A 21,830-nucleotide genomic window follows, 5' to 3' on the forward strand; every position below is an offset into this window, starting at 1 on the left:
CGCGCCAGCTCCCGGAAGGGGGCGACACCCGATCGCCGCGGGGCGCTCCACAATCTGCCTTCGACCTTCAACCGGCGGCCGCCAGCGCCTCGAACGCCGCCGCGACTCCGGCTGCCCCGGGATCCTCGACACCGGCGAGATCCGCCGCCGCGAGGTAGCTCGATCGGCCGGTGGCGGCGCGGTCCATCCGGGCCGTGGCGGCGGCACCCGTGCGAGCGGCGGCGGCAGCGGGATCGAGCCCCCCGGATTTCAGGGCTTCGAGCGCCGGGATCAGAGCGTCCAGCAGCGTGCGGTCGCCCGGGCCAGCACCGCCGTAGTTCCGCACCCGGGCCACGCCCTGGGCCAGGGCGTCGGGCCAGCCGGCACCGTCGGAGAGCGCGGACGCGGTGGCGGCGAAGAAGATCGAGGCCAGCACGCCGCTGGAGCCACCGACGGCGCGGCCGATCCGCTCAGCCAGGACGCGGCACAGGGCGGGTGGGTCGGCTTGAGGAAGCCGGTCGAGATCGGCCTCGACCGCCCGGGCCGCGCCCGCGAAGGTGGTGCCGGTGTCGCCGTCGCCGACTTTCGCGTCCAGGGCGTTCAGCGCCCCCTCGGCGGCGATGAGCGCCCGCGTAACGGCGGCGATCCGGGCGGCCACGATCGGATCCCGCGACGGCGTGAAGGCCTCGCCCGCGAGTCCCTCCGGGATCGGTCGCAGGACAGAAGGCGCGATCCGGACCGCGCCGGGCCAGGTCGGCAGAGGCACCGGTGCCAGGAGCGCCGCTTCGAGTTCGTCGTCCAGGGGCAGGATCGAGAGCGAGGCACCGTGCATGTCGAGCGCCGTCATCAGCGGTGCCGGGCCGAGGAGCAGGCGTACCCGCTGGCCGAGGTCGGTGGCCAGGACGGCCTGGGTCAGGACCTGCATCTCCAGGGCGGTCGCCGAACCGAGATTGTTGACCAGCAGCGCCAGCGGCCCGGTCCCCGAAAAACGCTCGGTCATCAGCCGCGCCAGATCACCCGCCTTCGGCAGCGTGATCCGCTCGACCCCCGGCTCGCCATGGATGCCGAGGCCGAGTTCCGCCTGCCCCTCGGCGAGGCGCTCGCTCCGCGGCGACCCGGGGATCGTGGCGGTGGAGACCGCGATCCCGAGCGACTGGGCCGAGGCCGCCACCCGGCGTGCGAGGGCCGCGACCGCTTCCAGCGGCGCGCCGGCCTCCGCGGCATGACCCGCGACCTTGTGCACGAACAGGGTGCCGGCCACGCCCCGGGGCTGCTTCGCCTCCGGCAGCGCGATGTCGTCGGCCACGATCACGGTCTCGATCGTCTTGCCGAGCGCCCGGGCGCGCTCGGCGGCGAGGCCGAAATTCAGTCGGTCGCCCGCGTAGTTCTTGATGATCAGCAGGCACCCGGCCGGCCCGGTCACGGCCAGGATGCCCGCCAGCACCGCATCGACGCTGGGGGAAGCGAAGACATCGCCGCACACCGCCGCGCTCAGCATGCCCGGCCCGACGAAGCCGGCATGGGCCGGCTCGTGGCCGGAGCCGCCGCCCGAGATCACCGCGACCTTGCCGGTATCGATCTCGGCCCGCAGCACGACCCGGATCCCGGGATCGCCGTCGAGCCGGGCGAGGCGGCCGCCGCTGGCGGCCAGCAGACCCGCGATGGCGTCGGTGACCAGGGTGGCGCGGGTCTCGATAAAATGGGCCATGGCGTGACCTTCTGCGATCGCGGTCCGCAGGTGTCTCCCTGCGCGCCGTCACAGCGGCTTGTCTGAGCAATCGCGGCCGCCGGCGCAACGGCCGGCGGCAGGTTTCCCCGGCGTGTCGGCCTATTCCTTCACGGCGCCGGTGAGCGCGGAGACGTAATATTCCACGAAGAACGAGTAGAGGATCACCAGCGGCAGGGAGCCGAGCAGGGCGCCGGCCATCAGCGAGCCCCACTTGTAGACGTCGCCGTCCACGAACTCGCTGACCACCGCGATCGGCACGGTCTTGTTCTGCGTCGAGGACAGGAAGGTCAGGGCGTAGATGAACTCGTTCCAGCACAGCGTCAGCGAGAAGATGCCGGCCGAGATCAGGCCTGGGAAAGCGAGCGGCAGGATGATCTTGGTCAGGATCTGCCAGCGGCTGGCGCCGTCCATCAGCGCGCATTCCTCCAGCTCGTAGGGGATGGTCTTGAAGTAGCCCATCAGGAGCCAGGTCGAGAACGGGATCAGGATGGTCGGATAGGCCAGGATCAGGGCGATCGGCGAATCGAACAGCCCGTAGGCCTGGATGATCGTGGCGAGCGGGATGAACAGGATCGAGGGCGGCACCAGATAGGCGAGGAAGATCGCGGCGCCGACCCAGCCCGCGCCGTTGAAGCGGACGCGCACGCAGGCATAGGCGGCGAGCACGCTGGCGAACAGCGACAGCAACGTGGCGGCCACCGACACGTACATCGTGTTCCAGAGCCAACGCGGATACTGCGTCTCGAACAGCAGCTTGTTGATGTGCTTGAACGTGGGCTCCACAACCCAGAACGGGTTGTAGTGCTCCATGTCGATCAGCTGCTCGTCCGGTTTGATCGCCGTCAGCGCCATCCAGTAGAACGGGAACAGCAGCACCGCGAGGATGATCAGGAGCGGCAGGTAGGTGGTCACGAGCCGCCGGGGCAGGCGCTCCAGATAGGCCATCCCCTCGCTGTCGTCGGTGAGCCCGGCGGGGCGGGCCGCCATGACGGAAGCGAGGCGCGGGTCGGCATGGGCGGGCGGAGCGGGCGCGCTCATCGGTCGGTTCCCCCGGATTGCCAGGCCCGGCGCTGAAGGCCGAACCACGAGATGCCGATCGCGGCGAGCAGGAACGGCACCATCGCGGTGGCGATCGCTGCGCCCTCGCCGAGCGTCCCGGAGAGGATGCCGCGCTGGTACGACAGGGTCGCCATCAGGTGCGTGGCGTTGACCGGGCCGCCCCGGGTCATCGCCCAGATCAGCTGGAAGTCGGTAAAGGTGAACAGCACCGAGAAGGTCATCACCACCGCGATGATCGGCGTCAGCAGCGGCAGGGTGATGCGCGAGAAGATCTGCCAGTTCGAGGCGCCGTCGAGCGTCGCGGCCTCGTAGAGCGAGGGCGAGACCGTCTGCAGCCCGGCGAGCAGCGTGATCGCGATGAACGGCACGCCGCGCCAGATATTGGCGAAGATCACGCAGGCCCGCGCCATGCTGGGCTCGCCAAGGAAGTCGATATTGCCGTCGATGATGCCGAGATGGCGCAGCGACCACGAGATGATCGAGAACTGGCTGTCGAAGATCCACCAGAACGCGATCGCCGACAGGACCGTGGGCACCACGAACGGGATCAGCACGATCGACCGGACGATCGACTTGAACGGCATATTCTTGTTAAGCAGCAGGGCCAGGTAGAGGCCGACCGCGAACTTCACCACCGACGCCACGGCCGTGTACAGGCAGGTGTTGAACACCGAGAGCCAGAATACGTCGTCGTCCCAGAGCCAGGCATAGTTCTCCAGGCCGATGAACGTGCCCTCGCGGCCGATCCGGGTGTTGGTGAAGGACAGCCAGATGCCCTTCAGCAGCGGATAGGCCAGGAACAGGCCGAGGATCAGCGCGGTCGGCAGCATGAACCAGAAGCCCGCCCAGCCGCGGCTGGCACGCAGGCGGTGCCAGGCCGAGCGCGTCGGGACCGCGAGCGGGGCAGGCTGTGTCAGGGCCGTGTGCGCCATGGGTTCGCCTCGGGAACAGGGCCGGGATGCGTCGCCGCGTCAGGTGTTGCGGAAGATGCGCTGGGCGGCGCGCTCGGCATTGCGGATCGCGGTCTTCACGTCCTCCCGGCCGGTGCAGTGGCTGGCGAACATGTCGACCACCACGAAGTCGGCGAGCACCGCGGCGATGCGCTCGCTCACCGGCGCCTGGCCGCCGGCCGCCAGCGACCGCCGTCCCGCCTCGGCGAACACCGCGTTCTTCGGATCGCTCGTCCAGATCGGGTTCTTGGGGTAGTTCGACAGCGGCTCGCACAGGTAGCCCTGCGCCCCCTCGATCCACGGACCGTAGTTCGACGCCTCCATCATGAACGCGATGAACGCCTTACAGGCGTTGGGCGCCTTCGAGTACTTGAACGCCAGGATCGGGAAGGCGAGCTGGAACTCGGTCGGCTTGCCGGCGGGGCCGATCGGCCAGACCGCGTGGTCCATGTCCTCGGCGAGCTTCGGGTTGTCCTTCTTGGCGGCGGCGTAGATCGAGATGCCGTTGTGGGTGAGGTACAGGTCGCCCGCCAGGAACGCCTTGTTGTTGGAGGAATCGTTCCAGGACACGGTGCCCGGCACGAAGGTCTCGTACATCGACTTGACGTATTCGAGCGCCTTGGCGGTCTCCGGCGAGTTGATCACGATCTTCTCGTTGGCGTCGACGAGGTTGCCGCCATGGGACCACAGCGCCCAGTGACACCAAGTGTTGGCGTCGCCGGTGGCGTGGCCGAGGGCGAAGCCGGCCGGCGTGTTGTTCTTCTTGAGCGCCCGGCACAGTTCGAGGAAGCCGGCGGTATCCTCGGGGAACTTGCTGAACCCGGCCTTCTGCATGGCCGAGATGCGGTAGTTCGGGTATCCGCCGTTGAAGCCCACCGGGATCGCGATCCACTTGCCCTTGACCTTGCCGTAGGCCTCCGCCGACGGGAACCACGGGCCGTATTTCTTGGCCAGCGACTCGGCGACGTCCTCCAGCGGCAGGCACTTGTCGGGGAACAGGGCCGGGAACGAGAACAGGCCCCAGACCATGTCGGGCCCCTGCCCGGTATTGGCCGCCACCGATGCCTTGGGCTGGATGTCGTCGAAGGATTCGTTGGTGACCGAGACCTTCACGCCGGTCGCCTTGGTGAAGGCGTCCACCATCCGCAGGAACGCCTCGTCCTCGCTGGGGATGAAGCGCTTCCAGCGTAGCACCGACAGGCTGGCGCCGGGCTCGGGCTTCCACTCGGCGGTCTGCGCCCAGGCCCGCGCGAAGCCGAGGAGGTCGGCGCCGGCGGCGAGGCCGGTCGCGGCGGCACCCGCCAGGAGGGAACGGCGGTCGAGTTTGGGCATCGTGGCGTCACTCCCTGGGTGGATCGGGTGCGGTCAGGTCGGCAGGCGCCGGCCGGTCTCGGCATCGAAGAAGTGCACGCGGTTCGGCCGCAGGTGGACGGTCTCGCCCGGCCCCTCACTGACGCGCTCGCGCAGCACGCAGGTGAAATCCTGACCCTGGGCCCGCACCGCCAGCATGGTCTCGGAACCGGTCGGCTCGACGACCACGACCTCGGCGGCGATCCCGTCCGGCGCCAAATCGAAATGCTCCGGCCGCATCCCGAGGACGAGCTTGCGGCCCTCGACGCCCGCCGGTGCCTGGGTCAGGGGGATGATCAGCCCCGTATCGGCGGCGAAGACCAGGTGGCCGTTCCGCCGGACCGTGCCGTGCACGAAATTCATCGCCGGCGATCCGATGAAGCCCGCCACGAACAGGTTGTCGGGCCGGTCGTAGAGTTCCAGCGGCGGGCCGATCTGCTCGACCACGCCGTCATGCATGACCACGATCCGGTCGGCCATGGTCATGGCCTCGATCTGATCGTGGGTGACGTAGATGGTCGTGGTCTTCAGGCGCTGGTGGAGTTCCTTGATCTCGGTGCGCATCGCCACGCGCAGCTTGGCGTCGAGGTTGGACAGCGGCTCGTCGAACAAGAAGACCTGCGGATCGCGCACGATCGCCCGCCCCATGGCGACGCGCTGGCGCTGCCCGCCGGAGAGCTGGCGCGGATAGCGGTCGAGGAGATGGGTCAGCCCGAGGATCTGCGCGGCCTTGCTGACCCGCGTGTCGATCTCGGCAGCACCCGCCTTCCGGATCCGCATGGAGAACGCCATGTTCTCCCGCACCGTGAGATGCGGATAGAGCGCGTAGTTCTGGAACACCATCGCGATGTCCCGCTCCTTGGGCGGAACATCATTGACGACACGCTCGCCGATACGGATCTCGCCGCCGGAGATATTCTCCAAGCCGGCAATCATCCGCAGCAAGGTCGACTTTCCGCAGCCCGAAGGCCCGACCAGGATCACGAACTCCCCATCCCGGATGTCCACGGACACACCGTGCAGGACGTTCGTCGACCCGAAAGCCTTGCGAACCTCGCGGATTCCCACCGAGGCCATGCGTCCTCCCGATCAGGGTCGCTCTGACGGCGACTCCTCTGGAAGCAGTACACGGGAGCGCCTTTCGGAAAGCAAGCCGACCGCATCTGAATTTTAAATCATAGCCCGCTTCTGTCAGGGTCTTCCTATGGATTTTTTGTGCAGCCGATGGGATTAGGCGTCGAGCCGTCCCGAAGATCGATCCGTTTGGACCACCGCTTTGGATCGGTGACGAGGCTGCCGGCATGAAACACTCTGCCGGCGCTCGAATCGACGGCGGATGCTAAGGCGGGTCGTGTCGGCCCCGCTGGCGGCGCGATGTCCAGGACGGATCGCGCGCGGACCAGCGAGGCGAAAGACCACAAAATCCCGAGGGATGAGGACAGCATGGCATTATCCGGTCTGAGCGCCCGCGAGATCCTGCCCGACGATGCCGGTCGCGGTGCCCTGGTCGGCCGGGTGTGGCGCCCGGATGTGAACGGCCCGAGCGTGGTGGCGATCCGGGCGGGTTCGGACGGCGACCTGCGGGTCGTCGACATCACCGCCCGGTTCGCCACCGTCAGCGACCTGTGCGAGGCGCCGGATCCCGCCGCCGCGTTGCGCGCCGCCGAGGGTGCGGATCTCGGCAGCCTCGACGCGATCGTGGCCAACACCCCGCCGGACAGCCGCGATGCCGGGCGTCCGTGGCTCCTCGCCCCGGTGGATCTCCAGGCGCTGAAGGCCGCCGGCGTCACCTTCGCGACCTCCATGCTGGAGCGGGTCATCGAGGAGCGGGCCCGGGGCGACCTCGCCGCCGCCTCGGCGATCCGCGCCGAGGTCGAGCGCCTGGTCGGCCGCGACCTGCGCCAGCTGAAACCCGGATCGCCCGAGGCGATGGCGTTGAAGGACGTGCTGGTCGCCCAGGGCGCCTGGAGCCAGTATCTTGAAGTCGGGATCGGGCCGGACGCCGAGATCTTCACCAAAGCGCAGCCGCTCTCCGCGGTCGGCTGCGGCGCCGATGCCGGGCTGCATCCGGAATCGCATTGGAACAACCCCGAGCCGGAAGTCGCGCTGGCCGTCTCATCCCAACAAAAAATCGTCGGGGCGACCCTCGCCAACGACGTGAACCTGCGCGACTTCGAAGGGCGATCGGCACTGCTCCTCGGTAAGGCGAAGGACAACAACGCCTCCTGCGCTCTCGGACCGTTCCTCCGGCTGTTCGACGAAACGTTTGGCCTGGACGACATCCGGCGCACCACCGTGACCCTCGAAGTCATCGGCACCGACGGGTTCCGGATGGAGGGCACCTCGCCGCTGGCCGAGATCAGCCGCGATCCGGAAGAGCTGGTGACGGCCCTGATGGGGCGCACGCACGATTACCCGGACGGGGCGATCCTGCTGCTCGGCACCATGTTCGCGCCGATCCAGGACCGGCACGGACCGGGCCTCGGCTTCACCCACGCGGAGAACGACCGCGTCGTCGTGGCGAGCCCGGAACTTGGCCGCCTCGTCAACCGCATGCGCCCCTGCGATGCCTGCGAGCCCTGGACGTTCGGCGCCCGCGCGCTGATGCGCAACCTCGCGGCGCGCGGGATTCTGTGACAGAGGCTCGCGCTGAAGCTCCCCGGAACAAGCCGATGACAGAAGCCGGATCCATCCTCGCGCGTCTCTCCGACATCGTCGGGCCGTCCGGCCTCGTCACTGGCGAGGAGTTGCGCGGCCGCTCGGCGAACTGGACCCGGCCGACCGAGCCCTGCGCCGCGCTCGCCCTGGTCCGGCCGCGCAATACCGCCGAGACCAGCGCCGTGATGGCCGCCTGCCACGAAGCCGGTATCGCGGTCGTCCCGCGCGGCGGCGCCACCGGCCTTGTCGACGGCACCCTCTGCGCGCCGGACGAGATCACCCTGTCCACCGAGCGCATGACCGGCATCGAGCCGGTCGATCCGCTGGGCATGACCGTGGTGGTCGGCACCGGCGCCACCCTCGGGAGCGTGCAGAACGCGGCAACGGAAAGCGGCCTGTTCTTTCCCCTCGATCTCGGCGCCCGGGGCTCGGCCACGATCGGCGGCGCGATCTCCACCAATGCCGGCGGCCTGCGGGTGCTGCGCTACGGCATGATGCGCGAGATGGTGCTGGGTCTGGAGGCGGTGCTGGCCGACGGCACGGTGGTGTCGTCCATGCGGCCGCTGATCAAGAACAACACCGGGCTCGACCTGAAGCAGGTCTTCATCGGCACCGAGGGGACGCTCGGCATCGTCACCCGCGCCGTCCTGCGCCTGCGCCCGGAGCCGGCCGGCTACGCCACCGCGCTGATCGCCTGCCCGGGGGTCGATGACGGCGCCCGGGTCCTGCGCGCCGCGCAGAGCGCGTTCCAGGGGCGCGTCTCCTCCTTCGAGGGCCTCTGGCCGGACTTTTATAAGCTGATGACCGCTCCCGGCCGGGCGACGCCGCCGCTGGGCTACGACTATCCGTTCTACGCCATCATCGAGGTCGAGTGCGTGCCGGAGGAGTCGGACCGGTTCCTCGGCCTGCTGGAAGGCCTGATGGGCGAGGGCACGATCCTCGACGCGGCCGTGGCCTCCTCGGAAGAGCAGCGCCGGGGAATGTGGCGCATCCGCGACCGGGTCGAGCACCTGAACGCCGATGGGATCGAGCGCGCCTTCGACATCAGCGTGCCGCTCTCGAAGATGAACGGCTACGTCCAAGGTGCCCTGGAAGGCTTGGCGGCGATCCCGGGCTGCCGCGCGGTGGTCTACGGGCATATCGGCGACAACAACCTGCACTGGAACACGACCCGCCTCGACGCCGCCGGCAACGCGGCCATCGACGCCGCGATCTACGCGCCGCTCGCCGAGCTGAACGGCTCGGTCTCGGCCGAGCACGGCATCGGCCTGGAGAAGCGCGGCAAGCTGCCCCTGTCGCGCTCCCCGGAAGAGATCGGCGCCATGCGGCTGATCAAGCGCGCGCTCGATCCGGACAACCGGCTGAACCCGGGCAAGATTTTCTGAAGGCGCGACCGGTGGCACGAGCTCCGTCGGAGACGGCGGTCAAACCGCTGCGGCTGACCGTCCGGCTAACCCCGCGCGGCGGACGCGACGCCGTGGAAGGCTGGATTCGCGATGCGGACGGCGCTCCGTGTCTCAAGGTCCGGGTGGCCGCCCCGCCCGTCGACGGCGCCGCCAACACGGCGCTCGAGCGGTTGATCGCCGGCTCTCTCAGGATCGCGGCCGGCGCCGTCCAGATCGTTGCCGGCCATCAGGGCCGGGTGAAGCGCCTGGAGATCACCGGCGTGGGCGATGAGGCCCTCGCCAAAGTCTTTGGCGTGCCGGGATAGGCGCCTGACGGAACAGGCGCCTCTTCCATGTCCAGGCCAGGAACGCCCTCGGCCGCCACCGTCATTGCGAGCGTAGCGAAGCAACCCAGTGCGGCGCGCGATCTCCGAATGTGGTGTTTCCCTAGGTTGCTTCGCTGCGCTCGCAATGACGACACAGGGCGAAAGGGCCGCCGGCACGCGAGAGCCCTCGAAGCGGCGGCCCGTTCCCTCAGAACGCGACCTTGTCCCCGCCCTTCAGCGCCAGCATCTCCCGCGCCTCATCGGGTGAGGCGACCGCAAGGCCCAGCCCCTCGATGATCGAGCGGACGCGGCGGACCTGCGTGGCGTTGGTCTCGGCGAGCTTGCCGGGGCCGTCCCACAGGCTGTCCTCCAGGCCGACGCGGACGTTGCCGCCCATCGCGGCGGCCATGGCGGCGATGTTCATCTGGTTGCGGCCGGCCCCCAGCACCGACCAGTGGTACTGATCGCCGAACAGCCGGTCGGCGGTGCGCTTCATGTGCATCACGTCGTCCGGATGGGCGCCGATGCCGCCCTGAAGGCCGAACACCGTTTGGATGAACAGCGGCGCCTTCACCAGCCCGCGGTCGAAGAAGTATTTGAGATTGTAGAGGTGGGCGGTGTCGTAGCACTCGAACTCGAACTTGGTGCCATTCGGCGAGCAGGTGGTGAGGATATGCTCGATCTGGCCGAACGAGTTGCGGAAAATGATGTCCTTGTTGCCGAGATAGTCGCGCTCCCATTGGTGCTTCAGGTCCTTGAAGCGGTCGAGCATGCCGAACAGGCCGAAATTCATCGAGCCGAGGTTGAGCGAGGCGACCTCCGGCTGAAACGTGGCAGCCGGGCGCACGCGCTCCTCGATCGACATGGTCGGCGCGCCGCCGGTGGTGAGGTTCACCACGCAGCCCGAGCGCTGCTTGATCACCGGGAGGAACTTGGCGAACGCCTCGGGCGTCTGGTCGGGCTGCCCAGTCTCGGGGTCGCGGGCGTGCAAGTGGACGATCGCCGCCCCGGCTTCGGCAGCGCCGATGGCGGCGTCGGCGATCTCTTCCGGCGTCACCGGCAGATGCGGCGACATACTCGGCGTGTGGATCGCGCCGGTGACGGCGCAGGTGATGATGACTTTCCGCTGGGGGGCCATGCTCAGTCCTTCTGTGAAAGCTTGTGGGCCCGCAGGGAAGCGAGCCGGGCATCCCGGCGGCGCATGCGGGCGGGGAGATCCGCGGGCGCCCGCCATTGCGCCAGGATCGCTTCGGTCGCCGGAGCCTCGTAGACAGCGGGTGGGGCCGGATCGGCCGCGAGGCACTTGTAGAAGCCGGTGTAGCGCGCGCAGTAATCGGCGATGCCGCCGGGGGCGTTCAGCTCGATCGTCTCGAACGGCCCCATGAAGCTCCAGCGCAGGCCGAGCCCGTCCGCGACGGTCCTGTCGAGATCCTGCGGGGTCACGTAGCCCTCGGATGCCAAGCGGAACGCTTCGGCCAGCAGCGCCCCCTGGAGCCGGTTGAGGATGAAGCCCTCGATTTCCTTGAGGACGGTGATCGGCACCTGGCCGATGGCTTCGTAGATCAGCCGGGCGCGGTCCAGGACCGCCGCGTCCGTCCACGGCGCACCGGAGATCTCCACAAGCGGGATCAGGTGCGGCGGGTTAACCGGATGGCCGATCAGGCAGCGCCCGCGTCCGGGCAGGCCTTCCGTGAACAGCGAGCAGCGGATCGCCGAGGACGACGAGGCGATGATCGCCTCCGGCGGCGCCAGCGCATCGAGCTCGGCGAACAGGGCCTGCTTCACGTCGAGCCGTTCCGGCCCGTTCTCCTGGACGAAGCCGACGCCGTCGAGGCAGGCGGCAAGGCCTTCCGGAGCCCGGATGCGGCCCGCGGCCCCTTCCGGATCGCGGCAGAGCCCGTGCTCGGCGAGCGTCCGCAGGCCCTCGGCACAGAGCGGGATCGCGGCCTCGGCGACGCCGTCGGCGGCGTCGAACAGGCGCACGTCCCAGCTCGCGCGGGCAAAAATCATCGCCCAGGCCCGGCCGATCAGGCCGGAGCCGATGATCGCGACGCTGTCGGTCATAGCCACAAAACCTTTCGCCGCAGCTCCTGATCCTCGCGCAGCAGGCGCGACTCGCCGGTCCATTGGACGCTGCCGCGCTCCAGCGCGACGGTCCGGTCCGAGAGCGCCAGCGCGAGGTCGAGGTGGTGGTCGACCAAGATGATCGCGATCTCCCGGCGCAGACGGTCGAACGCCTCGAACAGTTCCTCGGTCACGGCCGGCGACAGGCCCTCGAACGGCTCGTCGAGGAGCAGGAGCCGCGTATCGCCGGACAGCGCCCGGGCCACCGCGACCATCTGCTGCTCGCCCCCCGACAGGCGCGCCGCATCGACGCTCCAGCGCTGCTTCAGCCGCGGGAAGAACTCCAGGACCTTGTCCTCGTCCCAGTGGATGCCGGCGCCGGTGAGCCGCCGCAGCCGGCCGAGGCCGAGATTCTCGGCGACGCTCATCCCGGAGAACAGAGCCCGGCCCTGCGGCACGTAGCCGATGCCGAGCCGGGCGATCCGGTCGGGCGTCAGCCCGGCAATGTCGTGGCCGGCCAGCACGATCCGGCCTGCGGCTGGCGGCGCGGTGCCGATCAGCGTCTTCAGCAGGGTCGACTTGCCGGCGCCATTGCGGCCGAGCAGCGCCACCACCTCGCCCTTATGCACGGTGAGATCGACGCCGTTGAGGATGTGCGACTTGCCGTAGAAGGTATCGACGCCGGCCATGGAGAGCAGCGTCTCGGGCGCCGCCGCACTCGCCCGGGGCTTGGCGGCGATCGCCTCCGTGCCCGAGCCGAGATAGACCGCCTGGACGCGTTCGTCGTCCCGGGCATCGGCCACGGAGCCGTCGACCAGCACGGCACCGTCGGCCATCACGGTGACCCGGTCGGCGAGGCGGAACACCCGGTCGATGTCGTGCTCCACCAGCAGCACCGGGATGTCGGCCGAGAGCGCCTTGATCAAGTCGCCGACGCGCTCGCGCTCGGCGGCGGCGAGGCCGGCCAGGGGCTCGTCCAGCAGCAGCACCCGGGGCCGCGTCGCCAGAGCCAGCCCCATGTCGAGGAGCCGCTGGCCGCCATAGGAGAGGCTGCCGGCCTCCGCCTTCTCGATCCCGCCGAGGCCTGTCCAGCGCAGCAACTCGGCCGTGTCGTCGGCGATCTCCCGGACGCCGAGGGCGTCGCGCCAGGGGCTCATATGGGCCGGATGGCGCGCCTGGACCGCGAGCCGGATGTTCTCCTCCACGGACAGGCCGGGAAACAGGTTGGTGATCTGGAACGACCGGCCGAGCCCGGCCCGGGTGATCGCGTGCGGCTCGAGCCCGGCGATCTCGCGCCCGTCGAGGAGGATTCGGCCGGCATTCGGCCGGAACATCCCGGAGAGCAGGTTGAACGCCGTGGTCTTGCCGGCGCCGTTCGGTCCGATCAGCGCGTGCAGCGTCCGGTCGGCCACCGCGAAGGACACGCCGCGCACCGCCGCCACCGGCCCGAAGCTCTTCCGGATGTCCTCGGCGATCAGGACCGGCCCGTGGGTCCGCCCCTCGGCGATGAACCGGGCGGGCACCCGGCCCGAGGCGCCGGCCCGGCGGGCGGACATGGCGGCGCCCTCGCTTGGCACGCGGCGGAACGGCCGCATCAGCTGCGCTGCGATGCCCACGAGCCCGTCCGGCGAGAACACGATGAAGCCGACGAACAGCAGCCCGAAATACAGCAGCCAGTCGGCGGTGTAGATCGACAGGAACTCCCGGAACAGGATGTAGAACAGGGCGCCGAGCGCCGGCCCGAGGAACGAGCGCATCCCGCCGATCACCACCATGGCGAGCAGCTCGCCCGAGAACGCGATGGAGATCGGGTCGGCCGAGGTGAAGCGGTGGCTGTAGGCCGAGAGCGCCCCGGCGAGCCCGGTGATCGAGGCCGAGATCACGAAGGCGGCGAGCTTGTAGCGGTTGGTGGCGTAGCCGAGGAAGCCGGCGCGCTGCTCGTTCTCGCGGATCGCGACCAGCACCGTCCCCATGGGCGAGCGGCGGAACCGCCAGAGCCCCACCAGAACCACGAAGGCGATGCTGGAGACCGCCGCGTAATAGGCGCCGGGCTGCTGTAGCACCTCCCAGCGGTGCAGGTTGCCGATGCCGTTCTCGCCGCCGGTGAGGTCGGTCCAACGGAACGCGATGGCGTAAAGCATCGCGGTGAAAGCGAGCGTCAGCAGCGAGAAGTAGACGCCCCGCCGCCGCAAAATCAGCGCGCCGCCGGCGAGCGCCGCAAGGCCGGTGATCGCCAGCGCGCCGAACAGCGGCAGGGCCATGTCGCCGGGGGCCAGGCGGGTCTGGAGGATCGCCACCGCGTAGGCGCCGATCCCGAACCACGCTCCGTGGCCGAAGGAGACGAGGCCGGTCCAGCCGACCAGGATGTTGAGGCCGAGCACGGCGAGGGTGAAGATCACTACATCGGTGGCGGTGATCAGGGTCAGGCCGATCGCGTCGAGGGCGAAGGGCAGGACGATCAGGGCGGCGAGCGCCGCCCAGAGCTGGCGGCTCTCGCGCAGGATCAGGCCGCGCTGAGGGATGGCGAGCGGCAGCGGTTCGGCGGTTCCGGACATGGGGCTGCTCCCGCTCACTCGAATCGGGCGATCTGCTCGCCGAACAGGCCGCGCGGGCGCAGCAGCAGGACGAGCACCATGAGGCCGTAGACGGCGGCCTCCGTGGCCGGCGGGTAGGCGTAGGCGGTGAGCCCCCGGACGACGCCGACGATCAGCGCCGCGAGGACGACGCCCCAGAAGGAGCCGAGACCGCCGATCACCACCACCACGAAGGCGAAGGTCAGGATCTCGGCGCCCATGGCGGGGTGCACGCCGGTGACCGGTGCCATCATGGTGCCGGCGAGCGCCGCGAGCCCGACCGCGATCGTCACGACCGCGGTCATGTAGGGCCGCAGCGAGATGCCCAGCGCGGCGACCATGTCGGGGTCCTGGACCCCGGCCCGGACCACGCGGCCGAAGCTGGTGCGGGTCAGGAGCAGCCACAGGCCGCCGACGCAGGCGAGCGCAACCACAAGGATGGACAGCCGGTAGCGCGAGTAGATCAAGTCGCCGATGAAGACCTGGCCGCGCAGCCAGCTCGGGATCCCGTAGGGCAAAGGCGCCGCCCCGAAAGCCATGCGCAGGGCCTGCTCGGCGACCATCGCGAGGCCGAAGGTCAGGAGCAGGCCGAGGGTGGGATCGCCCCGGTAGAACCGCCGGAGCAGGAACCGTTCGATCACGAGGCCGAGCACCCCCACCAGCAACGGCGAGGCGACCAGCGCGCCGCCGAAGCCGATCGTCGGGGTCAGCACCACCGTCAGGTAGGCGCCGATGGCGTAGAACGCGCCGTGGGCGAGATTCACGATCCCGCCGAGGCTGAAGATCAGCGACAGGCCCAGCGCGATCAGCAAGTACTGGACGCCGATCAGCAGGCCGTTGAGCACCTGCTCCAGGATGAAGACGAGCTGCATGGCCGCCTCACGCCGGGAAGGTGCAGGCGTTCTCGTCGCGGGTGGTCGCGAGCACCTCGAGGTTCTCGCCGGCACCGGGCAGCGGCCCGGTGGCCGTGAAGATGTCGTAGGGATTCTTGACCTGATCCGCCGGCAGCGCGGTGATCGCGTACATCTCCTGCATCAGCTCGTGGTCCCAGGGACGGAAATAGCCCTCCCGGGTCTTGGCGATGTCGAAGGTCGCGCCCTTCTCCAGGTGCTCGACGATCTTGGTGGAGTCGGTGGACTTCAGCTCGTTCATGGATTGGGCGACGATCTTCATCGCCGTGTAGTCGCCCCAGCCCTGGTTCTCCGGCGGCTTCTTGTACTTCGCCCGGAACGCCGCCACAAATTTTTGGGCCGAGGGCGAGTCGATCCGGTGGTGCCAGATCACCGGCCAGGTGCCGAGGAAGTTGCCGGGGCCGGCGCCCCAGGCCAGCGCCGTGTCGAACCCGAAGCCGGCGACCGGGAACGGCAGCCCGAACTCGCTGTACTGCTTGAGGAAGTTGGTGATCTGGGCGCCCGCGAGGTTGCAGATCACCAGATCCGGCCGACCTTGGCGCAGCTTGAGCAGGAAGGGCGAGAAGTCGGTGAGCTCGGTGGGGATCAGGTCCTCGCCCGCGATGGTCGCCTCGTTGGCGACGAAGAATTTTTTCGCCTGCTTCAGCAGGTCGTGGCCGAAGGCGTAGTCGGCGGTGAGCGCGTAGACCTTCTTGCCCTTGATCAGCCCCTTCTCGACCAGAGCGCGCCCGGCGGCGCGCACCATCATGGTGTTCTGCGCTTCGACGTGGAACAGGTAGCGCTTGCAATCGGCGCCCCGCAGCGCGTCGGAGTTGGCGCCGGTGTTGATGAACAGCACCTTCTCGCGCTGCGCCACCTGGCTGATCGCCAGCGCCGAGGCCGAGTTGATCTCGCCGACCAGGCAGGCGACGCGGTCGCGCTGGACCATGCGCTCGGCCTTGGCCGAGGCGGTCTGCGGATTGACGCTGTCCTCCGACAACAGCTCGACCTTGCGGCCGGCGATGCCGCCGCCGGCATTGATCTCCTCGACGGCGAGCTGGGCGGCCTGGACGGCGAACTCGCCCAGAGGGCCGAGGAAGCCGGTGCGCGGGGTCAGGTGGCCGATCCGGATCACGTCGGACTGCCCCTGGGACAGGGCCGGGCTTGCCAACGCCGGTGCGATGAGCGCCGCGCCACCGACCTGCAACAGGCCGCGGCGAGAGAGAGAATCCCCGAACCGGTCCGTCATCGTTCCGCTCCCGTGCGTTTCCTCCAGCCGGGCATTTTTGACGGGCTCTGGTGGCCCTCACCCGAACTGTGATCACAGATCACTAGCGCGATAGTGCCACATGCGTCTAGTGTCGGCACATGAGTTCTAGATTGGCTCTGGCCGAATTGCCCCAGTTGGAGCGGCGCACCCTCGCCGACACCGCCTACGAGGCCCTGGCGGATCTGCTCGCCTCCGGGCGGCTGACGCCCGGCGACCGGCTGTCCCTGCGCCAGAGCGCGGCGGCGCTCGGCGTCTCGGTGATGCCGGTGCGCGAAGCGGTGAGCCGCCTCGTGGCCGACGGCGTCCTCGAAGTCGCGCCGACCCGCGCGATTCGGGTGCCGGTCATGACCGCGCGGGACTTCCGGGCTTTGGCCGAGACCCGCATGGCGATCGAAGGCATCGCCGCCGCCCGGACCGCCGAGCATCGGAGCGAGGCGGAGCTCACCGCGATCCGCCGGGCCGAGGCGGCGTTCCGGGCCGAGGCCGAGTCTGCGGAGCCTGATTGCACCCGGGCGGTCCGGCTCAACCGCGACCTGCATTTCGCGATCTACGCCGCCTGCGGGCTGACGCCGCTCCAAGAGGTCATCGCCCGGCTGTGGCTGAAGGCGGGGCCGGTGATCAACCTCGACCTGCGCGCCCATCCCGAGCGGCTGCTCCAGGGCTTCGCGCTGCGGCGGCACGCCGAGACGCTCGTCGCGATCGAGGCCCGGGACGGGCCCGCTGCAGCCGCCGCTCTGGCCGCCGACATCCGCGAGGCGGCGGATTTCATCCTGTCCCGCGGGGGTCTGCGGGACGCGTAGCTTTTCGTGCGCCTCGTTCCGGGAGGCCCGCTGCCGCCTTCCGGGACGATGCCTTGAGAGAGGAAGAAAAAATATGGATCTCGGAATCGCCGGACTGCGCGTGCTCGTGACCGCAGGCGCCGCCGGAATTGGACGCGGCATCGTCGACGCCTTCCTGGAGGAAGGGGCGCGGGTCTTCGCTTGCGACATCGACGAGGCGGCGCTCGCGGCTCTTCCTGGCGAGGTCGGGCGCAGCCGGACCGACGTCGCCGACCGCGAGCAGGTCGCCGCCATGATGGATCAGGCCGTCGATCACCTCGGCGGCCTCGACGTGCTGGTCAACAATGCCGGCATCGCCGGGCCGACCGGGCGGGTCGAGGAGATCGCCCCGGAGGAATGGGACCGCTGCCTGACGGTCTGCCTGACCAGCCAGTTCAACTGCGCCCGGCTCGCGGCGCCGCACCTGCGCGCGAGCAGCAACGGCTCTATCGTCAACCTGTCCTCGGCGGCCGGCAAGTTCGGCTTCGGCCTGCGCAGCCCCTACGCGGCGGCGAAATGGGGCGTGATCGGCTTCACGAAGTCCCTGGCGATCGAGCTGGGCGAGGCCGGCATCCGGGTGAACGCGATCCTGCCCGGTCTGGTCGCCGGCGACCGGCAGCGCCGGGTCCTGGAGGCCAAGGCGCAGCAGCAGGGCACGAGCTTCGCCGAGATGGAGGCCCGCGCCTTCTCGTTCGTGTCGGTGAAGGACTACGTCACCGCCCGCCAGCTGGCCGATCAGATCCTCTTGCTCTGCTCGCCCCGGGGCCGGACCATCTCGGGGCAAGCGATCTCCATCGACGGCGATACCCGGATGCTGTCCTGAAACACCGCGCCCTGGCTTACGCCGCGGCCCGGATCGCGGCAGACTGGAGCCGAAGCGGCACGACGACCGCACCAAGGGGAGGATCGGAGCATGCGTCTCGCAGGCAAGACAGCATTGGTCACGGCGGCCGGCCAGGGCATCGGCCGGGCGAGCGTCCTGGCGATGGCGCGTGAAGGCGCGCGGGTACTGGCCACCGATGTCCGGGCGGAGGCGCTCCGGACCTTCGACGGGGTGGAGAACGTCACCACCGCGCCTCTCGACGTGCTGGACCGGGCGCAGATCGAGGCTGTGGCCGGCGGGCTCGACCGGATCGACGTGCTGTTCAACTGCGCCGGCTACGTCCACGCCGGCACGGTGCTCGACGCCAGCGACGCCGATTTCGACTTCGCCGTGAACCTCAACGTCCGGTCGCAGTTCTGGACGATCCGCGCGGTCCTGCCCCGGATGCTGGAGGCCGGCGCCGGCAGCATCGTCAACATGGCGAGCGTCGCCGGTTCGCTGCGCGGCCTGCCGAACCGCTTCGTCTACGGGCTGACCAAGGCCGCAGTGATCGGCCTGACCAAGTCGGTGGCGGCGGATTACGTCGGCCGCGGAATCCGCTGCAATTGCGTCTGCCCCGGCACGGTCGACACGCCGTCGCTGGCCGACCGGATCAACGCGTTCGACGATCCCGTGGAGGCCCGCAAGGCCTTCATCGCCCGCCAGCCCATGGGCCGGCTGGCGAAGGCCGAAGAAATCGCCCCGCTGGTGGTGTTCCTGGCGAGCGACGAGGCCGCGTTCGTGACCGGCCAGAGCTATTCCATCGACGGTGGCATGACGATCTGACGGTCGGCCCGATGGGGCAAGCCGGGGTCGATTGATCGTCCGCATCGCCGGTGCGGCACGACCGCGGCTTTCCCGATCGTGAATTTTGAATACAATCCTTCCGATGGGCGGGGACGCGCCCTCGGGAGGGATCGGCCGTGACGCAAGCCAAGGCTCGGAGTGCGGTGTCGCCGCGCGCGGCGGCACGTCACGATGGCGGATTGGCCCGCAAGCTCGCGGATCAGCTTCAGGGGGAAGCGCGGTTCGACGCGTTCACCCGCGGCCGCTACAGCACCGATGCCTCGATCTACCAGATCATGCCGGCCGGCGTGGTCCTGCCGCGCTCGGCCGCGGACATCGCCGCGACCTTACGGATCGCGGCCGACCACGGCGCGCCGGTGATCCTGCGCGGCGGCGGCACCTCGCAGAACGGCCAGCCGATCGGCTCGGGGCTGGTGGTCGATTGCGCGCGCCACTTCAACGGCATTCGCGCCTACGACCCGGAGGGCGGCACGATCACGGTCGAGCCCGGCCTCGTGCTGGAGCGGCTGAACACCCGGGTGAAGGCCGATGGCTGGTTCTTCCCCGTCGAACCCTCGACGGCGACCCGCTGCACCATCGGCGGCATGGCCGGCAACAATTCCTGCGGTGCCCGCTCGCTGCGCTACGGCAAGATGAGCGACAACGTCCTGGCGATGGACGCGCTGCTGCCCGACGGCGAGGCGTTCGGCTTCGGCCTGACCGGCAACGCGGCCTCGGGGGTCACCGGCTCGGCGCACGCCGAATCCCTGGCCGAGCGCATGCGCGCCCTCGCCCTCCTCCATCGCGACGAGATCGCGGCCCGCTACCCGAAGGTGCAGCGCCGCGTGGGCGGCTACAACCTCGACGCCCTGGTCGAGTCGCGCCCGAACCTTGCGCATCTTCTGGTCGGCTCGGAGGGGACCCTGGCCGCCACCACCTCGGTAACCCTCAAGCTGTCGCGCCTGCCCGCGCACCGGGTGATGGGCGTCTGCCATTTCCCGTCGTTCCGGGCCGCCATGGAAACGACGCAGCACATCGTCGCCCTCGATCCCGTGGCTGTGGAACTGGTCGACAACAACGTGCTGGTGCTCGGCGCCGACATCCCGCTGTTCCGGGCGACGCTCGCCGACATCACCCGCGGCAAGCCGAACTGCCTGCTGCTGGCGGAATTCGCTGGCGACGACCTCCCCGCCCTGAAGCGCGACCTGAAGCGCCTCGATGCCTGCATGGCCGATCACGGCTTCCCCGGCGCCGTCGTCGAGATCCTGGAGCCGGCCCGGCAGCGCTCCGTCTGGGAGGTGCGCGAGGCCTGCCTCAACATCATGATGTCGATGAAGGGCGACGCGAAGCCGGTCTCGTTCATCGAGGATTGCGCGGTGCCGCTGGAGCACCTGGCCGACTACACCGATGCGGTGACCGAGGTGTTCACCAAGCACGGCACCCGCGGCACCTGGTACGCCCACGCCTCCGTCGGCTGCCTGCACGTCCGCCCGATCCTCGACATGAAGGATGGCGGCGACGTGAAACGGATGCGCGCCATCGCGGAGGAGACCTCCGAGCTGGTCCGCCGCTACAAGGGCTCCTATTCCGGCGAGCACGGCGACGGCATCTCGCGCTCGGAATACATCGCGCCGCTGTTCGGCCCGGTCCTGACCCGCGCCTTCGAGACCGTGAAGGACGCGTTCGACCCGGAGAACCGGCTCAATCCCGGCAAGATCGTCCGGCCGCTGACCATGGACGACCGGAGCCTGTTCCGGTTCAAGCCCGATTACGCGGTGACGGAGCCGCTCAAGCCCGCCCTCGACTGGTCGGATTGGGGCGGCTTCGGCTCGGCCGTCGAGATGTGCAACAACAACGGCACCTGCCGGAAGCTCGCCGGCGGCGCGATGTGCCCGTCCTACCGGGCGACCCGGGAGGAGGAACACCTCACCCGCGGCCGCGCCAACACCTTGCGGCTCGCGATCTCGGGCCAGCTCGGGCCGGACGCCTTCACCAGCAAGGCGATGAAGCGTACCCTCGACCTGTGCGTCTCCTGCAAGGCCTGCCGCCGGGAATGCCCCACGGGCGTCGACATGGCCAAGATGAAGGTCGAGTTCCTGCATCACTACCACGCCCGCCATGGCCTGCCCGTGCGCGACCGGCTCATTGGGCTGATGCCGCACTACGCCGGCATCGCCGCCAAGCTCGCCCCGCTCCTCAACCTGCGCGACCGGCTCCCGGCGCTGGCCGCCCTGTCGGAGCGGATGGTCGGGCTCTCGGCCAAGCGCTCGCTGCCGCGCTGGCGGCGTCCCTGGAGCGAGCAGGGCGAGGCGGCCCATCCGGGAGACGTCACCGGGGACTTCCGCGACGTCATCCTGTTCGGCGACACGTTCAACCGCGCCTTCGAGCGGGAGAACCTGGAAGCCGCCGAGCGGGTGTTGCTGGCCGCGGGCTATCGCATCCACCGGGTCTACCCGACCCGCGGGCGGCGGCCGCTCTGCTGCGGCCGGACCTGGCTGGCTTCGGGCCAGACCGACCGGGCCCGCGCCGAGGCACGCCGGACCCTCGACACGCTGCTACCGTTCGTCCGGGCCGGCGCCCGGGTGGTCGGCCTGGAGCCGTCCTGCCTGCTGACCTTCCGCGACGAGTTCTCGGCGCTGCTGCCGGGCGAGGACACGGTGCTGCTGGCCAAGCAATCGCTGCTGTTCGAGGAATTGCTGGCCGCCGACCTCGCATCGGGTCGGATCGCGCTGCCGCTCGCGAACCAGGGCGGCCGGGTCGCGCACCTGCACGGGCATTGTCACCAGAAATCGTTCGGCGTGATGGGCTCGGTGGAAACGGTGCTGCGGAGCGTGCCGGGCCTCGACGTGCGGGTCATCGAGTCGAGCTGCTGCGGCATGGCCGGCGCCTTCGGCTACGGGGCGGAGACGATCGAAACCTCCTTCGCCATGGCCGAGCTATCCCTGTTCCCTGCCCTGCGGGCGGCCGGGCCCGACGACATCGTGGTGGCCGACGGAACCAGCTGCCGCCACCAGATCCATGATGGCCTCGGCATCCGCGCGGACCATGTGGCCCGCGTTCTTGATGACGCGCTCGTGCAGGGCCCCCCGCCTCGACACTGAATTGTTGGGCACCTACACAGGCAGGATAGG

Annotated in this window: 17 protein-coding genes; 7 read left to right on the forward strand and 10 right to left on the reverse strand. The window is 69.6% G+C overall.

Annotated features, from left to right (window positions below; genetic code table 11):
• Positions 1-67 precede the first annotated feature (67 nt).
• The 5 genes from MKL20_RS24010 to MKL20_RS24030 all read right to left on the reverse strand — a co-directional run bounded on the left by MKL20_RS24010 (position 68) and on the right by MKL20_RS24030 (position 6,144).
• Positions 68-1,687, reverse strand: coding sequence for a dihydroxyacetone kinase subunit DhaK (locus MKL20_RS24010; RefSeq protein ID WP_244038780.1), 1,620 nt, complete (start codon positions 1,685-1,687; stop codon positions 68-70).
• Between the two features lie 120 nt (positions 1,688-1,807).
• On the reverse strand, positions 1,808-2,746 hold the full coding sequence (locus tag MKL20_RS24015; RefSeq protein WP_409568193.1) for a carbohydrate ABC transporter permease: 939 nt from the start codon (positions 2,744-2,746) through the stop codon (positions 1,808-1,810).
• Positions 2,743-3,699 carry a carbohydrate ABC transporter permease gene (locus MKL20_RS24020; RefSeq protein WP_243962628.1) on the reverse strand — a complete coding sequence of 319 codons (957 nt, stop codon included), beginning with the start codon at positions 3,697-3,699 and terminating at the stop codon, positions 2,743-2,745. Before MKL20_RS24020 ends, MKL20_RS24015 begins: the two co-directional genes overlap by 4 nt.
• A gap of 39 nt (positions 3,700-3,738) precedes the next feature.
• On the reverse strand, positions 3,739-5,049 hold the full coding sequence (locus tag MKL20_RS24025; protein ID WP_244038781.1) for an ABC transporter substrate-binding protein: 1,311 nt from the start codon (positions 5,047-5,049) through the stop codon (positions 3,739-3,741).
• Between the two features lie 33 nt (positions 5,050-5,082).
• Positions 5,083-6,144, reverse strand: a complete 1,062-nt coding sequence (locus MKL20_RS24030) for an ABC transporter ATP-binding protein (RefSeq protein WP_244038782.1) — start codon at positions 6,142-6,144, stop codon at positions 5,083-5,085.
• 366 nt (positions 6,145-6,510) lie between these two features.
• Here MKL20_RS24030 and MKL20_RS24035 point away from each other — a divergent pair, with 366 nt between their 5' ends.
• The 3 genes from MKL20_RS24035 to MKL20_RS24045 are packed head-to-tail and all read left to right on the forward strand — an operon-like array spanning position 6,511 to position 9,436.
• Positions 6,511-7,704 carry a fumarylacetoacetate hydrolase family protein gene (locus MKL20_RS24035; RefSeq protein ID WP_244038783.1) on the forward strand — a complete coding sequence of 398 codons (1,194 nt, stop codon included), beginning with the start codon at positions 6,511-6,513 and terminating at the stop codon, positions 7,702-7,704.
• 35 nt (positions 7,705-7,739) lie between these two features.
• Positions 7,740-9,110, forward strand: a complete 1,371-nt coding sequence (locus MKL20_RS24040; RefSeq protein ID WP_244038784.1) for an FAD-binding oxidoreductase — start codon at positions 7,740-7,742, stop codon at positions 9,108-9,110.
• An 11-nt stretch (positions 9,111-9,121) separates the two neighbouring features.
• Positions 9,122-9,436 (forward strand): DUF167 domain-containing protein, encoded by a 315-nt coding sequence (locus MKL20_RS24045; RefSeq protein ID WP_244038785.1) that lies wholly within the window; start codon positions 9,122-9,124, stop codon positions 9,434-9,436.
• A 208-nt stretch (positions 9,437-9,644) separates the two neighbouring features.
• Here MKL20_RS24045 and MKL20_RS24050 read toward each other — a convergent pair whose 3' ends face one another.
• The 5 genes from MKL20_RS24050 to MKL20_RS24070 are packed head-to-tail and all read right to left on the reverse strand — an operon-like array spanning position 9,645 to position 16,212.
• Entirely contained in the window at positions 9,645-10,574 is a 930-nt protein-coding gene (locus MKL20_RS24050) for a 3-keto-5-aminohexanoate cleavage protein (protein ID WP_244038786.1), read from the reverse strand.
• Positions 10,575-10,576: 2 nt separating this feature from the next.
• Positions 10,577-11,500 carry a 3-hydroxyacyl-CoA dehydrogenase gene (locus MKL20_RS24055; RefSeq protein WP_244038787.1) on the reverse strand — a complete coding sequence of 308 codons (924 nt, stop codon included), beginning with the start codon at positions 11,498-11,500 and terminating at the stop codon, positions 10,577-10,579.
• The gene (locus MKL20_RS24060; RefSeq protein WP_244038788.1) at positions 11,497-14,055 is read right to left on the reverse strand and encodes a branched-chain amino acid ABC transporter ATP-binding protein/permease; all 2,559 of its coding nucleotides are present in this window, start codon (positions 14,053-14,055) and stop codon (positions 11,497-11,499) included. Before MKL20_RS24060 ends, MKL20_RS24055 begins: the two co-directional genes overlap by 4 nt.
• 14 nt (positions 14,056-14,069) lie before the next feature.
• The gene (locus MKL20_RS24065; RefSeq protein ID WP_243962618.1) at positions 14,070-14,945 is read right to left on the reverse strand and encodes a branched-chain amino acid ABC transporter permease; all 876 of its coding nucleotides are present in this window, start codon (positions 14,943-14,945) and stop codon (positions 14,070-14,072) included.
• 7 nt (positions 14,946-14,952) lie between these two features.
• Entirely contained in the window at positions 14,953-16,212 is a 1,260-nt protein-coding gene (locus MKL20_RS24070) for an ABC transporter substrate-binding protein (RefSeq protein WP_244038789.1), read from the reverse strand.
• Positions 16,213-16,331: 119 nt separating this feature from the next.
• Here MKL20_RS24070 and MKL20_RS24075 point away from each other — a divergent pair, with 119 nt between their 5' ends.
• The 4 genes from MKL20_RS24075 to MKL20_RS24090 all read left to right on the forward strand — a co-directional run bounded on the left by MKL20_RS24075 (position 16,332) and on the right by MKL20_RS24090 (position 21,800).
• Entirely contained in the window at positions 16,332-17,033 is a 702-nt protein-coding gene (locus MKL20_RS24075) for a GntR family transcriptional regulator (RefSeq protein WP_244038790.1), read from the forward strand.
• 73 nt (positions 17,034-17,106) lie between these two features.
• Entirely contained in the window at positions 17,107-17,874 is a 768-nt protein-coding gene (locus MKL20_RS24080) for an SDR family oxidoreductase (RefSeq protein ID WP_244038791.1), read from the forward strand.
• Between the two features lie 90 nt (positions 17,875-17,964).
• A complete protein-coding gene (locus tag MKL20_RS24085) occupies positions 17,965-18,699 on the forward strand; it encodes an SDR family oxidoreductase (RefSeq protein WP_244038792.1) in 735 nt (244 codons plus the stop codon).
• Positions 18,700-18,836: 137 nt separating this feature from the next.
• Positions 18,837-21,800 carry an FAD-binding and (Fe-S)-binding domain-containing protein gene (locus MKL20_RS24090; protein WP_244038793.1) on the forward strand — a complete coding sequence of 988 codons (2,964 nt, stop codon included), beginning with the start codon at positions 18,837-18,839 and terminating at the stop codon, positions 21,798-21,800.
• The last annotated feature ends 30 nt before the right edge of the window (positions 21,801-21,830 follow it).

The sequence above is a fragment of the Methylobacterium sp. E-066 genome, from assembly GCF_022829635.1.
In the GTDB taxonomy this organism is placed as follows: domain Bacteria; phylum Pseudomonadota; class Alphaproteobacteria; order Rhizobiales; family Beijerinckiaceae; genus Methylobacterium.

What these genes read in the sequence shown, in the direction of transcription:
- MKL20_RS24010 (WP_244038780.1), bottom strand. Translation starts at nt 1,687, where the DNA reads ATGGCCCATTTTATCGAGACCCGCGCCACCCTGGTCACCGACGCCATC.
- MKL20_RS24015 (WP_409568193.1), bottom strand. Translation starts at nt 2,746, where the DNA reads ATGAGCGCGCCCGCTCCGCCCGCCCATGCCGACCCGCGCCTCGCTTCC.
- MKL20_RS24020 (WP_243962628.1), bottom strand. Translation starts at nt 3,699, where the DNA reads ATGGCGCACACGGCCCTGACACAGCCTGCCCCGCTCGCGGTCCCGACG.
- MKL20_RS24025 (WP_244038781.1), bottom strand. Translation starts at nt 5,049, where the DNA reads ATGCCCAAACTCGACCGCCGTTCCCTCCTGGCGGGTGCCGCCGCGACC.
- MKL20_RS24030 (WP_244038782.1), bottom strand. Translation starts at nt 6,144, where the DNA reads ATGGCCTCGGTGGGAATCCGCGAGGTTCGCAAGGCTTTCGGGTCGACG.
- MKL20_RS24035 (WP_244038783.1), top strand. Translation starts at nt 6,511, where the DNA reads ATGGCATTATCCGGTCTGAGCGCCCGCGAGATCCTGCCCGACGATGCC.
- MKL20_RS24040 (WP_244038784.1), top strand. Translation starts at nt 7,740, where the DNA reads ATGACAGAAGCCGGATCCATCCTCGCGCGTCTCTCCGACATCGTCGGG.
- MKL20_RS24050 (WP_244038786.1), bottom strand. Translation starts at nt 10,574, where the DNA reads ATGGCCCCCCAGCGGAAAGTCATCATCACCTGCGCCGTCACCGGCGCG.
- MKL20_RS24055 (WP_244038787.1), bottom strand. Translation starts at nt 11,500, where the DNA reads ATGACCGACAGCGTCGCGATCATCGGCTCCGGCCTGATCGGCCGGGCC.
- MKL20_RS24060 (WP_244038788.1), bottom strand. Translation starts at nt 14,055, where the DNA reads ATGTCCGGAACCGCCGAACCGCTGCCGCTCGCCATCCCTCAGCGCGGC.
- MKL20_RS24065 (WP_243962618.1), bottom strand. Translation starts at nt 14,945, where the DNA reads ATGCAGCTCGTCTTCATCCTGGAGCAGGTGCTCAACGGCCTGCTGATC.
- MKL20_RS24070 (WP_244038789.1), bottom strand. Translation starts at nt 16,212, where the DNA reads ATGACGGACCGGTTCGGGGATTCTCTCTCTCGCCGCGGCCTGTTGCAG.
- MKL20_RS24075 (WP_244038790.1), top strand. Translation starts at nt 16,332, where the DNA reads ATGAGTTCTAGATTGGCTCTGGCCGAATTGCCCCAGTTGGAGCGGCGC.
- MKL20_RS24080 (WP_244038791.1), top strand. Translation starts at nt 17,107, where the DNA reads ATGGATCTCGGAATCGCCGGACTGCGCGTGCTCGTGACCGCAGGCGCC.
- MKL20_RS24085 (WP_244038792.1), top strand. Translation starts at nt 17,965, where the DNA reads ATGCGTCTCGCAGGCAAGACAGCATTGGTCACGGCGGCCGGCCAGGGC.